The 12,525-nt window shown below is 69.6% G+C and carries 12 protein-coding genes; 4 read left to right on the top strand and 8 right to left on the bottom strand.

The window, feature by feature from the left end; genetic code table 11:
- Positions 1–28: 28 nt before the first annotated feature.
- From PZE19_RS30215 to PZE19_RS30200, 4 genes are all read right to left on the bottom strand, one after another.
- Positions 29–757, bottom strand: a complete 729-nt coding sequence (locus tag PZE19_RS30215) for a DUF72 domain-containing protein (RefSeq protein WP_277864329.1) — start codon at positions 755–757, stop codon at positions 29–31.
- Positions 758–767: 10 nt separating this feature from the next.
- Positions 768–2,219 (bottom strand): non-homologous end-joining DNA ligase, encoded by a 1,452-nt coding sequence (ligD, locus tag PZE19_RS30210; RefSeq protein WP_277864328.1) that lies wholly within the window; start codon positions 2,217–2,219, stop codon positions 768–770.
- Positions 2,220–2,422: 203 nt separating this feature from the next.
- Positions 2,423–3,043, bottom strand: a complete 621-nt coding sequence (locus PZE19_RS30205; RefSeq protein WP_277864327.1) for a serine O-acetyltransferase — start codon at positions 3,041–3,043, stop codon at positions 2,423–2,425.
- A 226-nt stretch (positions 3,044–3,269) separates the two neighbouring features.
- The gene (locus tag PZE19_RS30200) at positions 3,270–4,208 is read right to left on the bottom strand and encodes a DUF1559 family PulG-like putative transporter (protein WP_277864326.1); all 939 of its coding nucleotides are present in this window, start codon (positions 4,206–4,208) and stop codon (positions 3,270–3,272) included.
- A 1,419-nt stretch (positions 4,209–5,627) separates the two neighbouring features.
- Between PZE19_RS30200 and PZE19_RS30195 the strand changes: the two genes are divergently transcribed.
- Together PZE19_RS30195 and PZE19_RS30190 are read left to right on the top strand one after the other, a co-directional pair.
- Positions 5,628–6,653, top strand: a complete 1,026-nt coding sequence (locus PZE19_RS30195; protein ID WP_277864325.1) for a DUF1559 domain-containing protein — start codon at positions 5,628–5,630, stop codon at positions 6,651–6,653.
- A gap of 43 nt (positions 6,654–6,696) precedes the next feature.
- Positions 6,697–6,897: a hypothetical protein gene (locus PZE19_RS30190; protein ID WP_277864324.1), complete on the top strand. Its 201-nt coding sequence runs from the start codon at positions 6,697–6,699 to the stop codon at positions 6,895–6,897.
- Positions 6,898–6,981: 84 nt separating this feature from the next.
- Here the strand turns inward: PZE19_RS30190 and PZE19_RS30185 are convergent, their stop codons facing one another.
- Positions 6,982–7,527, bottom strand: coding sequence for an RNA 2'-phosphotransferase (locus PZE19_RS30185; RefSeq protein WP_277864323.1), 546 nt, complete (start codon positions 7,525–7,527; stop codon positions 6,982–6,984).
- Positions 7,528–7,685: 158 nt separating this feature from the next.
- Between PZE19_RS30185 and PZE19_RS30180 the strand changes: the two genes are divergently transcribed.
- Together PZE19_RS30180 and PZE19_RS30175 are read left to right on the top strand one after the other, a co-directional pair.
- Entirely contained in the window at positions 7,686–9,551 is a 1,866-nt protein-coding gene (locus tag PZE19_RS30180) for a hypothetical protein (protein ID WP_277864322.1), read from the top strand.
- Positions 9,552–9,656: 105 nt separating this feature from the next.
- Positions 9,657–10,403: a glucose 1-dehydrogenase gene (locus tag PZE19_RS30175; protein WP_277864321.1), complete on the top strand. Its 747-nt coding sequence runs from the start codon at positions 9,657–9,659 to the stop codon at positions 10,401–10,403.
- Between the two features lie 118 nt (positions 10,404–10,521).
- On the opposite strand, the gene PZE19_RS30170 is transcribed toward PZE19_RS30175, so the two are convergent.
- The 3 genes from PZE19_RS30170 to PZE19_RS30160 all read right to left on the bottom strand — a co-directional run bounded on the left by PZE19_RS30170 (position 10,522) and on the right by PZE19_RS30160 (position 12,386).
- Entirely contained in the window at positions 10,522–11,346 is an 825-nt protein-coding gene (locus PZE19_RS30170) for a leucine-rich repeat domain-containing protein (RefSeq protein ID WP_277864320.1), read from the bottom strand.
- A 13-nt stretch (positions 11,347–11,359) separates the two neighbouring features.
- Positions 11,360–11,956, bottom strand: a complete 597-nt coding sequence (locus PZE19_RS30165; RefSeq protein WP_277864319.1) for a DUF7691 family protein — start codon at positions 11,954–11,956, stop codon at positions 11,360–11,362.
- Between the two features lie 139 nt (positions 11,957–12,095).
- A complete protein-coding gene (locus PZE19_RS30160) occupies positions 12,096–12,386 on the bottom strand; it encodes a hypothetical protein (RefSeq protein ID WP_277864318.1) in 291 nt (96 codons plus the stop codon).
- Positions 12,387–12,525 lie beyond the last annotated feature (139 nt).

Below are 12,525 nucleotides of genomic sequence, written 5' to 3'. Positions count from 1 at the left end.
AGCAGCCGCGGCGGGCCCTTCGCTCCGATCACTCGGCGACCAGCTCGCGGAGGCGGAGGGCGTTGCGGACGGCGTGGCCGTGTCCGTCGTTGTTGAAGTAGACGAAGACGTCGCGTTTTTGGTTCCGCCACTCGCCGATCCGGTCGGCCCACCAGCGGAGGTCGACCTCGGCGTACGAGCCGGCGTACAGGCGCTGGTGGTCGGGGCCGTGGAGGCGGACGTAGACGAGGTCGGCCGTCGCGCGGAGGACGCACGGCAGGTTCGCGCCGCTGGTCACGCAATACGCGGCGCCATGGCGTTCGAGGACGGCGAAGGCCTCCTCGACGTCCCAGGTGGGATGGCGGAATTCGACCGCCGGACGTTGGACGGACGGGACCTCGGCGAGGAAGCGGTCGAGCCGGTCGAGGTCGCGGGGGAAATGGGGCGGGAGCTGGTAGAGGAGGGGCCCGCGTTTCTCCTCCAGCCGTTGCAGGCCGGCCTCCATGCGGTCGAGCCACGGCCCCGGGTCGTTGAGCTTGCGGAACTGCGTCAGCCCGCGCGAGGCCTTGGCGGCGAGCACGAAGCCCTCGGGCAGGCGGTCGCGCCAGGTCTGGAAGACGTCGTCTTTGGGCCAGCGGTAGAAGGTGTTGTTCACCTCGACGGTGCGGAACCGCCGGGCGTAGGCGTCGAGTCGCTCCAGGCTCGACGCCCCCCGGGGATAGAGCACGTCGACCCAGTGGTCGTAGCTCCAGCCCGAGGTCCCGACGTAGACGGCCATCGATGCGCCCTCAGCCGAAGGTCGCCAGCAGCCCGGCCAGCGGGTCGGTCTTGCGGCGGGCGAGCCGGGCCAGGACGGCCTTGCTCGTGAACGCGGCCGGATTGAGGCCCGGCTTGACCTCGCGCCAGTCGAGCGGGGTGGAGGCCGTGGCCCCTGGGATCGCCCGCAGGACGTAGGGCGGGACGGCGTGATGGCCGCGGGCGTTCTGCATCACGTCGATGTAGACGCGGCCCCCGCGCTTCGCCTTGCGGATGTCGGTCGTCGCCCGGTCGGGCATCGCGGCGGCGACGCGGCCGGCGACGGCCGACGCCCACGCGCGCGCCTCGTCGTAGCCCCCCTCGCCAGTCCACGGGAGCAAGACGTGCAGCCCCGACTTGCCCGACGTCTTCACGAAGGCGTCGCGCCCCTCCGCCTTCAGCTCGTCGCGCACGGCCAGGGCGACGGCGACGACGTCGTCGAAGCTCGCCGCGCCCGGGTCCAGGTCGAACAGGACGAAGTCGGGCCGGTCGAGGTCCGCCGTCCTCGAGGCCCAGACGTGGAACGTCAGCGTCCCCTGATTGACCAGGTAGAGGAGCGTCGGCTCGTCGTTCACCAGGACGTAATGCACGGTCTTGCCGCGCTCCGTCTCCAGCGCGACGCGAGGGACCCAGTCGGGGTAATAGTCGGGCGCGTCCTTCTGCCAGAAGTGGGGGGCGTCGGGCCCGGCCAGGCCGTCGGGCAGCCGCTCCAGCGTGATCGGCCGGTCCTTCAGGAACGGCAGGAGTCGGCCGGCGACCTTCCGGTAATATTCGAAGACTTCGGACTTCGTCAGGCCCGCCTCGGGGTACAGGACCTTGTCGGGATGCGTCAGCTCGATCGAGGCCGCCGGCGCTCCCGTGTTCTTGCGGCTCGCGGCGGCCTTGGCTTTCGGCTTCGGAGTCGGGACCCCCTTCGGCTCCGCGACGGCCGAGGGGGTCGCGGCGAACTCGTCCTTCATCTTGATGAGGAGCCACTGCGGCTTGCCGCGGCCCCGGGCGCGCATGCGGACCAGGGCGAACCTGCCGTTGAGCTTCCCGCCGTGGAGGGCGAATTCCAGGCGGCCGGCGGCGATGGCGGCCGAGACGGACTTCTCGGCCGAGAGGTCGTCGTAGGTCCCGTGGTCCCAGATGGCGACCGTGCCGCCGCCGTACTGGCCCTGGGGGATCGTGCCGGCGAACGTCGCGTAGCCGAGCGGATGGTCCTCCACCTCGACCGCCAGCCGCTTGACCGACGGGTCGAGCGTCGGCTCCTTGGGGACGGCCCAGCTCTTGAGGACGCCGTCGGCCTCCAGCCGGAAGTCGTAGTGCAGGTGCGAGGCGTGATGCTCCTGCACGACGAAGATCGGCCGGGCGTGCGGCTTCGATTTCGAGCCCGGCCGGCCGGCCCCGGACGGCTCGCGGGTCTTGCGGAAGTCGCGCTTCGCCTCGTACTCGTTCAGCGGCATGGGGGCCTCCCGGGTTGGGGTCGGCGAAGACGACCCGGGAGAGCCCCTCCGGCCGCTCGCGAACGTCGATCGCGGGGGCGATCCGGTCCGTTTCGGCCTGATCGTGCGGGCTCGACGGGGTCGGCTTCCCGTTGCGGCGACGGCGTTTCCGATCCGTGAGGCAACCGTCGTGCCGATCTCGGCCGGCCGCGCGGGGGCCGGGGTCAGAGCGGTTCGTTCACCCGGACGCCGTCGCGACGGACGATGTAGCCCGGCACGCCCACGACCGTCACGTTGGGGGGGACGTTCTTCATCACCACCGCGTTGGCGCCGATCATGGAGTTCGAGCCGACCGTGATCCCGCCGAGCACCTTCGCGCCGACGCTGACGCGCACGTTGTCGCCCAGGGTGGGGAAGCCCGGGAGCGAGCCCGAGATGCCGAGCGTCACCTGCTGGTTGATCCAGCAGTTGGCCCCGATCTCCTCGGCCACGATGACGGTCGCGATCCCGTGCTGGATGATCAGGCCCGGCCCGAGCTTGGGGCAGACCAGGATCAGCGACTCCATCACGGGGCACAGGAACTTCACCGGCGTCGCGAGGGACCCGATGCGGAAGTAGAAGAGGGTGCGATACTCGGGCAGGCTGGCCATCAGGACCAGGAACGCCTCGACGTCCGAGCCGACGGAGAGGTGGCCCAGGAACGCCTCCCGCCAGCGGCGGACGTCCTGCATGATGACGTCGCGATTGGGGCTGAACCGCCAGAGGATCAGGTGGGGGATGAGGCGGAGGGAGCTGAGGCCGAAGGCGACGCTTCGATAGATTCGGGCGACCGGGTGGTTGTTCATGGAGTGCGAAGATCCCGACTCGATGGCCGGCTGGGGCGCTCCGCCTTCCCTCCCCGACCGACCTCGGCCGGCGACCGATGCGATGCGGCGCCCCCGGCCGACCGTTCGCCCGCGATTCTAAAGCAAGACGCCGACCCGCCGCCAGCCCCGTCGCGCGCCCGGCCGGCCCCCGCCGCGAGCGGGGCGATATCGACTCGGCGCCGAAGCCCAGCTGCGTCGCCGGGATTCAGTCGATCGCGAGTCCCGACTCGTCGCCGGCGCGAGTGCCGGCGGCCCGCCAGGTCGGGGGGGCGATGGTCTCCTTCACGGTGCGGACGCTGCCGTCCATGAAGAGGAGGTTGGTCGCGCCGTGATAGCTCCCGGCGGTGGACGCATCCATAGCCACCGAGGCTTCGCAGGAGTGTCCGCCAGGAGGCATTATATGATTATACGAAGTAGACCCAAGGGCGGGACCCATCGTCCACGTCTGCCCCTTGGATGGGTACATGACGGAAAGGTCGACGTCGACGAGGGCCCGGCAATCGCGGATGAAAGCGTCGAGATCCGCCTCGGGGTCCGAGTAGACCCTCCTCAAGTGGTACTTCGACTTATCCTCGCGCTTCTCCTCCATGGACCGAGGGCCGGTGACCCATTCGGACACGCCCGCCGTCGAGCTGAGCCCGTCGGCGATCTCGCGGGGCGCCAGCGGCCTGTCGACGAAAGCCCCCCCGCCGTCCCTATCCTCGGGACTCGCCGCCCAGGACCGAGGGCTGCCCAGGTTTCCCGCGTAGTTGACGCTCCAGGAGAAGGCTCGCGACGCATCCGAAGGGCAGAGGTACAAGCCGGGCGGCATAATCCTGGCCGTGCCGTTGTTCGAGGGCGGCGCCCCGAAGGTCATGTTGATCGAGTTGTAGAGGGCCGCCTGCTCCGCGTAGGGGAGGATCTGGACGAGGAGCGAGTTGTCCAGGCCGCCGTGGCCGCCGGACGGGAATGTCCCCTGGGCCGATGCGTGGTTGTGGATGGCGACGCCGATGTTCTTCAGGTTGTTCAAGCAAGACGCCCGTCTCGCCATGTCCCGCGCCGCCTGGACGGCCGGGATGAGCAACGCCAAGAGGATGCCGATGATCGAGATGACGACGAGGACTTCAATGAGGGTGAATCCGACGCGGCGTCTTCCATGAACCATCCCATCGGCCTCCTGACGGACGCAGGCTACATGGTCCGCTTTTCTTCTTTCGGTGATCCGCACCTATCACCGGCGGGGTCGAACCAGACCCGGGATATGACTTTACTCATCTGCTGGCTGCACTTTCCGCAACTTAATTCATTCGTACTCGACTTCGTCTGCCCTGGGCGAGTCGGTCATGCACCGTAGCTACGAGGGGATTGGCGAGAACGCGTCTCGGGCGAGGCGGGGGTCGGCGCGATGCCAGTTCAGGCGTCGGCTTGGCTCCCGGGACGCTCACGGATGTGGCGGACGTGCTCGGCGCACCTCGCGGCGGAGGCGATCGCATCATCGATCGTTCCGAGCGAGCGATCCCAAAGGCACTCGGGGCCGGGGGCCGGAAAGTAGCCGACGCCGAAGCGGCCCGAGTCGTCTCGCCAGATGACGTACATGGCGGAATCGTCGTAGGCTCGGAGCACCCCGCTTTCATCAGGTCCTACCCACTCGAGCATCGGAACTCCCCCACCGCTTGGCCAGCGGGCTTCGAGTAGACGGGGGCCGGCCCGACCGGGACGATGGCGGTCACCACACCTGCCTGACACCCCGAGCGGAGCCGGCCCCGATGTCATCCTCGCATCCGACGCTCGCCCTCTGCCAGTGTTTTGTCCGCCTCGCCGACCCGCCGACCCAGCCACGCCGACAAGCGCCGGGCCTGGCGACGCGAGATCCTGGCCGAAGAGATCCTCGCGATCCTGCGGGCCGGCCCGTCCGACGCCGATATTCGGGCCGCCGCCGACAGGCTCCTGCGGCTCGCGGCCTGAGGCTCATGCAATCTCGGAAAGTGCAGATGCTGGCGCAGCTCCAACTAATTTATCGCCATTCGGCCGATCTGTTCGTGTTCGCAGCCGCAAGAGATTGCAGGACGTCAGGTTTCGCCCGCCGCTTTGGCGCATAAAAAGCGGCCGGGCCGGCCACGACGGGCACGCCCCCTCGGACCTTCGTGGTCGCTCGATCATACGACGATACAATCATCCTTCGATGTCCACACAACCAAACCATCAAGCTTAATCCGTTAATGAGTTCATATTAGGCAGGGCCGCCGCGAACGCGGCATTCGCGGCGGCCCTGCCCGCAGCCGGCCGCGCCGGGCCTCGACGGATCGCCGTCCCGCACCGCGACTTAGGCCATACAATTCGGAAACGCCTAATCATGGCACGGCCCTTGCGTCGTCGGGCCGACGACCCTCGTCGTCATTCCAGGCCGACCCACGCAAGACGGTCCGACCTCGCCGGACGTCGTCACGCCCTCATCCGCCGCTTCACCAACGCTTCACCAAGCAGGACCGCTCGACGATCGGCCCGCGGCGATCGCACGCGCCCCGGCCGGCGCCGGCCCACCGCGTCACGCACCCTCGAAACGTCCCCCAACCCGGAGCGACCCTTGAACACGATTCCGAGACGCGCGTCCCGAGATCGATCGGGCTTCACCCTGATCGAGCTGCTGGTGGTCATCGCGATCATCGCGGTCCTGATCGCCCTGCTGCTCCCCGCCGTGCAGTCGGCCCGCGAGGCGGCCCGCCGCGCCCAGTGCGTCAACAACCTGAAGCAGATCGGCCTGGGCATGCACAACTACCACGACACGTGGGGCGTGTTCCCGCCGGGCGAGGGCTTCGGCGCCATCTCGGCGAACGTGGCGATGCTCCCCTACGTCGAGCAGTCGGCCCTCTATTCGGCGTTCAACTCCAACATCGACAACCGCTGGCTCTGGACGCTCGCCGAGAACACGACCGTCCTGCAGGCCCGGGTGGCGGGCTACAACTGCCCCTCCGAGGTCTACACCGAACGCTCCAGCGACGGCTGGAACACCTACGCGGTGAACTACGCGTGGAACTCCGGCACCTGGTGGCCCCGCACCCAGAGCTGGGACGGCGTCTTCGGCCGAACCTACGACGACGACGGCGCCGTCCAGCCCTTCGCCCGGACCAACATCACGTTCGCCTCGATCCCCGACGGCGCCAGCAACACCCTGCTCTCGGCCGAGGTCGCCAACGGCCCGCTCAACGCCGGCGCGGCGCGGACCCGGGTCTCCGACTGCTACGAAGTCCGCGGCCTGACCAAGACCTCCACCGTCGCCCAGGCCACGGCCGCGGCCAACGCCGTCGACTGGTCCCGGGGCCCGATCCCCTGGAGCGGCGGCTGGCGGAACAAGGGCTACCCGTGGGTCGAGGGGAGCATGTGGCGGAGCTGGTTCAACTCGATCCGCACCCCCAACCAGACCTGCGTCACCATGGACGACGTCTCGTGGTGGTACATCATGAAGCCGGCCTCGTCGTACCACCCCGGCGTCGTCAACGCCGCGCTCTGCGACGGCAGCGTCAAGGCGTTCAAGAGCTCCGTCGACCAGCAGGTCTGGATGGGCCTGAGCACCCGCGCCGGCGGCGAGGTCATCTCGTCCGACGCGTATTGATCCGGCCAAGCCCCTCCAGCCCCACGCCCCAGGAGCCCCTGACTTGAAGACCCGCCCCCTCTCGGCCGCCCTGCTCAGCCTGGCCGCGACCATCCTGCTCGCCCCCCTCGTCCCCGGCTGCGGCGGCGAGGCCCCGCCGCCGCCCATGGACGCCTCGAAGATCGAGGACCTCCAGAAGAAGCAGCAGGAGATCATCTCCAAGGAGTACGGCCCCAACGTCGGCAAGGCCGCGAAGAAGCGCTGAGCCCCGCCGGCCGCGATCCGAAGCCTCCGAGACGCCCCGCGACGCACCCTCGCGGGGCGTCGTCGTTTCCGCCTCGTCAGTCCGTCATCCGAGCCTCGACAGGTACTCGGGCGGAACGGCGTCGGCCAGCCAGACGCCGTTCTCGGACAGGAAGAACGCCCGGCCGTCGCGGTGCATCCGCCCGGCGTCCACCGCGAGGATCACCGGCCGCCCCCGGCGGCCCCCGACCTTGCGGGCGGTCTCGACGTCCTTCGACAGGTGGACGTGATGCCGCCTCCCCCGGACCAGGCCCTGCCCCAGGATCGACGCCAGGAAGCGTTCGACGGTGCCGTGGTAGAGCGTCTCGGGGGGCTCGCGGCGTTCCAGCCCCAGGTCGACCTCGATGCTGTGCCCCTGCACGGCCCGCAGGCGGTCGCCCGTCGCGTCGAAGGCGAACCGCCGCTTGTCGTTGGTCTCCACGACCTCGACCAGGTCGTCGTAGGCGATCGGGAACCCGCGCCTCGCCGACGCTTCGAGCAGCGCGTCGACGGACGCCCAGCCCTCGTCGTCGAGCGTCAGCCCGATCTCTTGCGGGGCGTGCCGAAGATGCTTCGAGAGATATTTGCTGATCGTGACCAGGCGTCGGTCCATGCTCTGCAACTCCCTCCCTCTCACTGGTGGGATTATCGCCTCGCTGCAGACCGGCCGCCAGCCGGACGAGGACCCGCCGCTTGTGAGGCCGAGCCGCGCGGGATAATCTCGACGCGCGGGCGGGACGTCCTTCCGACTCCCACCGCGGAGCCTCCATCATGCGCACGACCTGCCTCGGCGTCGCCTTCAGCTTGACGCTCGTCCTCGACCCCTTCGCGGCGGCCCAGGAGCCGTACGCCGACCCCGCTCAGCTCGACGTCCCCTGGCCGAAGCACAGCTTCGTCAAGGTCCCCTGGCGGGGGTTCCTGGAGACGAAGCCGGGCGACGCGTTCCTGCGCGGGATCGGGGTCAACTACAACGTCCCCGGCGAGTCCGAACTGGCCGTGCGGCTGCTGGCGGAGGCGGGCTTCAAGACGTTCCGCATCGAGGTCGGCTGGGGCTCGGTGCGCTGGGACGAGCAGGGACTGGAGGACCCGGGCCGGCTCCGCTGGCTGCTGGGCCAGTGCCGGCGCCGAGGCATCCGCCCGACCTTCCTCCTCAACGCCCACCAAGGGGTCCCCTGCCCTCATCGCGACCTGGCCAAGCGACTGAAGGCCGACGCCCCCGCCGGCGCGCGCGAGGTCGTTTTCGAGGACGTCGCGGACGTCGTCGTCGGCCGCACGGGCCTGAACAACCTGACCGACTACTGGGCGGCCGAGGCCCTGATCGTGAAGCTCGACGCCGCCACGGGCGTCTGCACGCTGAGCAAGCCGCTGCCGAAGCCTCTCAAGCGGGGCGACGAGCTCCGCCTGACGACGCTGAAGCATCCGCCCCTCCATCCGGTGGGGACCCCGGAATTCGACGAGACCGCCGCCGGCTGGGCGCGCTACGCCGGGCTCGTCGCCGACGAGGCCCGCCGCGCGGGGATCGCCGAGTTCGACCTGGAGATCTGGAACGAGCTGACCTTCGGAACCCGCTTCCTCGACGTCGCGCATTATCACGAGCGGCCCGTCGCTTCGCCGTCGAAGGACGCGCTGCACGCGGGCGGCCCCTGCTGGGAGCTGGCCGCGCGCACGGTCGCGGCGGTGAGGCGCGAGCACCCCGGGGCTCGCTGCATCTGGGGGTTCTCGAACACGACGTTCTTCCACACCAAGGTCGAGGAGCTGCCGCCGGGGATCGACGGCCAGAGCTACCACCCCTACGGCACCGGCACGCGGCGGTTCCCGGACGACGAGGACTACCGCGACCGCCCTGAGTTCAACGTCGACGGCCACACGCCGACGGCCGAGTTCCGCGTCCCCGAGGGCTGGGCGCACACCTTCGCCAAGACCGAGAGCCTGATGCGGTTGCTGAACCCCGAGGCCCGCCGCAGCCGCCCGCCCGAGACCGCGCGGTTCTTCCACTACATCACCGAACACGGCGTCCTCGCCCAGGAGAACGGCGTCCGCGACGTCGACGCCGCCTGGCGGCTCAAGACCCTCTGCGTCCTGCGCTCGTCCTGCCTCTGGCTGAACAAGGGGGTCGACGTCCTGCACTACTTCAGCGCGTTCGACGCCGACCCGCTCGAATTCGGCCTGCTCCCGCCCGACCTGGCGAAGCTCCCCGCCGACGCCGCGTTCGACGCCGTCGCCACGCCTCCCCTGCGCGCCCTCCGCAACCTGACGCGGGCCTTCGAGGGGAGCGAGCCGCTCGCGAAGGTCGACGCCCTCCAGGTCGCCGTCGCCCCGCTCGACGGCCCGTACAACGTATTCGACGCCCCCAGGCCCCTGCGCCATCAAGACGTGTTCGCATTCCTCCCCTTTCAGGCGACCCCGAACCGCCACGTCGTCGCCGTCTACGTCTCGACCTACGATGCGAACCAATCCCTCGCCGAGGAGCGCTATCGCCTGTCGATCCGCGGCTTCGCCTCGCCTCCCCGCTCGGCCCGATTGCTCGACCCCGTCGCCGGGCGTACGACCGAGGTGCGCCTCCTGGCGGGCGATCCCCCGAGCGTCGACCTGGAAGTCCCTGTCGTGGACTACCCACGGCTCTTGATCCTTGAGTGAACGAGACGTTCATCGAAAAACACCAGGTTGCTTTCGCCGGCGGTCGAAAGCTGCGAAAACGGCGGGAGCTCCCTTCACCAGGCGGAACTATAATAGGATATGATCATGAAAAAGCTCACGGGCAAGGTGGCGGTCGTCACGGGCGCGTCGAAGGGGATCGGGGCCGGGATCGCCCGGGCGCTGGCCGCCGAGGGGGCCTCGGTCGTCGTGAACTACGCCTCCAGCAAGGCGGGCGCGGACGCCGTCGTCGCCGCGATCACCGCCGCGGGCGGCAAGGCGACGGCCGTGCAGGGCGACGTCGCGAAAAAGGCGGAGGCCGAGGGGATCATCGACGCGGCCATCACGAATTACGGCCGGCTCGACGTCCTCGTCAACAACTCGGGCGTCTACGAATTCGCGGCGATCGAGGCGGTCACCGAGGAGCAGTTCCACAGGCTCTTCAACATCAACGTCCTCGGCGCGATCCTCACCACGCAGGCGGCCGTGAAGCACCTCGGCGAGGGGGGGAGCATCATCAACATCAGCTCCGGCGTCAGCCGCATCACGCCGGCGTACTCCACGGTCTACACCGGCACCAAGGGCGCGCTCGACGCGATCACCGGCGTGCTGGCGCGCGAGCTCGGGCCCCGGAAGATCCGCGTCAATTCGATCAACCCCGGCATGGTCGAGACCGAGGGGACCCACACCGGCGGGATGCTGGGCTCGGACCTGGAGAAGACGATGATCGCCCAGACCCCGCTCGGCCGCATCGGGCAGGTCAACGACATCACCCCCCTCGCCGTCTTCCTCGCCTCCGAGGACTCGACCTGGCTCACCGGCGAGTCGCTGCTGGCGACCGGGGGCCTGCGCTGACCCCCACGGGATGGGGACGAAGGCCGGATGAGGGAGCCACCTCTCGGGTGTTTCCGAGGCCGCACGCCGCCGGCGAAGCCCGGGGTCGCAGAGCAAGATCGAGGCAGACGACCCCGGCTTATCGCACGGTGCTGAGGTTGGGCATCGCCGCCTGGAGCCGAATCACTCCCTCGTCGCTGACGGCGGTGCCGGCGACCCAGAGTTCCTGCAGGTTGGTCAGGGTGCGAAGCTGGTCCAGCCCGGCGTCCGACACCTTCGAGCGGTTGACGCCCAGAAACGCCAGGGCCTTCAGGCCGCCCAGGTGGGCCAACCCGGCGTCCGTGAACCGGTTCCCCGCCAGGTCCAGGCGTTCCAACCGCGCCAACGAAGCCAGGTGGGCCAGCGAGTCGTCTCCCAGCCCGGCCTCGCTGATCTGGAGGACCTTGAGCTTCCGGAGGGCCCGCATCTTCGCGACGCCGGCGTCGGTGACCTTCGCGTCCCACATCCTCAGCGTCTCCAGCTCGGTCAGGCCCTCGATCGTCTCCATCGCCCGGTCGGTCGCCAGCTCGCCGGGGATGTAGAGGTAACGGAGCCTCGGGAAGGCCGTCAGCTTCGCCATGAGGGCGTCCGACTCGCGCGGAGTCAGGTCCGGCTTCCCGCGTCGGTCGGTGGAATAGACCATGTTGACCTCGGCCACGGACTGGAAGTCGTGCTCGCCGATCGCCCGCCTGAGCCAGCCGGGCGCCCACGGGGCGGCCCCGGGCGCGAGGTCGTCGTCGACGAACTCCCAATCGTAGCGGACGAAGCCGCCGTACTCCTCGACGGCGGCGACGGCCTCGCGCTGCTCCCGGGCGAGGCGAGCCTGCCACCCCAGCCAGAGACCGAGGCCTAGGATCAGCAGCATCGCCGCGCGAAGGCTGAATCTCAGCCGGCGTCGGAGGGCCCTTCCGCTCGCTGGTTCCATCAACCGGCCCTCCTCAGCCGTGGAAGCCGACGATCAGGCTTCCGGGGCGGCCCCTCGCGGCGCGCAGCCAGCCGAGTGCCGTCTCCAGGGCGGTCCGGATTTCCGGGTCGTCGATCGCGCCGAGCGCGGTCGCGAGCGGGTCGGCCGCCGCGAGGTGGGCGTCACCCCAGTGGCCGATGCACGGCCAGTCGTCGGGCTCCGGGAAGGGGATGGGGCTCCGATCGATCAGGTCGGAGAATTCGAGCGGGACCTGATGCTCGGCCAGCACCTCGTCGAGGTCGTTGTACCAGGCCGAATTGCAGGGGATGAAGCCCGAGTTTTCCAGCGATTCGCCGAGGAATCGGCAGAGGGCCTCGAACGCCCAGCCGTACCGCGCGCCGGGGACGTCCTCGGTGAACGAGCCGGCGAAGATCTCGCGGAGGGCGGCGGCGTGGCTCAGGTCGACGTCGTTGTCGGGCGAGGGCGCGTCCATCTGCCGGTCGTAGTCGGCCAGGTCGGCCTCCAGGGCCGCCAGCGCCTCGTCCCGAAGCGCCTCGTCGTTCCGGCCGAAGGCGAGGGCGAGGGCCTCGCAGGGCACGAGGAACACGGACAGGCCGTAGCCCATGGGCATCCTCCGGAGGTTCTGCGCGCGATTCGGGCGAGCACCACCGACGCGGCCGACATGGATCGGCCTGGGGCCAGGATAGGCGTCGCCGCCTCCCGCCGCCAGGCCGCCCCGCCGAGCGGGCTTTGGGGCGGAGCCGACCTGATCAAATCACCCGCAGGATCAGGCACAAGGCCATGGCCGCTCCGATCGAGGTCGCGATGTATCCCGCGATTCGGACGGTCCTTGGCGACAGGAAGCCGACAGCCTCCAACCTCGCTGCAATCATTGCGGGAATCACCGCCCTGTCCAGGGCGATCACCCAGGACGTCAAGAAGACGTTCGCCAGGCCGGCCAGCACGCACAAGGCCGCCATGAGCGGGAGCGCATACCCCAATTGCACGAAGAAGCTGTTCACCATGCCGATCAGCACGATGGAGATCGCAATGAGCGGCAACGCGTAAGACCTTCGCACAGGAGCCCTCCCGACTCGTCGGAACGCCGGCGACGGGGTCGCGAAGCCGCGTGAGCGGCGGGGCCCGGGCGGCCTCGACTGCGAGTGAAACTCGGATCGACGTCCCGCCATCGGACCCCAC

Source organism: Paludisphaera mucosa (assembly GCF_029589435.1).
GTDB classification, from domain to species: Bacteria; Planctomycetota; Planctomycetia; order Isosphaerales; family Isosphaeraceae; genus Paludisphaera; species Paludisphaera mucosa.
This window is presented reverse-complemented; position numbering and strand designations above follow the sequence as displayed.

What these genes read in the sequence shown, in the direction of transcription:
- PZE19_RS30200 (WP_277864326.1), bottom strand. Translation starts at nt 4,208, where the DNA reads ATGGTTCATGGAAGACGCCGCGTCGGATTCACCCTCATTGAAGTCCTC.
- PZE19_RS30205 (WP_277864327.1), bottom strand. Translation starts at nt 3,043, where the DNA reads ATGAACAACCACCCGGTCGCCCGAATCTATCGAAGCGTCGCCTTCGGC.
- PZE19_RS30185 (WP_277864323.1), bottom strand. Translation starts at nt 7,527, where the DNA reads ATGGACCGACGCCTGGTCACGATCAGCAAATATCTCTCGAAGCATCTT.
- PZE19_RS30165 (WP_277864319.1), bottom strand. Translation starts at nt 11,956, where the DNA reads ATGCCCATGGGCTACGGCCTGTCCGTGTTCCTCGTGCCCTGCGAGGCC.
- PZE19_RS30180 (WP_277864322.1), top strand. Translation starts at nt 7,686, where the DNA reads ATGCGCACGACCTGCCTCGGCGTCGCCTTCAGCTTGACGCTCGTCCTC.
- PZE19_RS30215 (WP_277864329.1), bottom strand. Translation starts at nt 757, where the DNA reads ATGGCCGTCTACGTCGGGACCTCGGGCTGGAGCTACGACCACTGGGTC.
- ligD (WP_277864328.1), bottom strand. Translation starts at nt 2,219, where the DNA reads ATGCCGCTGAACGAGTACGAGGCGAAGCGCGACTTCCGCAAGACCCGC.
- PZE19_RS30175 (WP_277864321.1), top strand. Translation starts at nt 9,657, where the DNA reads ATGAAAAAGCTCACGGGCAAGGTGGCGGTCGTCACGGGCGCGTCGAAG.
- PZE19_RS30170 (WP_277864320.1), bottom strand. Translation starts at nt 11,346, where the DNA reads ATGGAACCAGCGAGCGGAAGGGCCCTCCGACGCCGGCTGAGATTCAGC.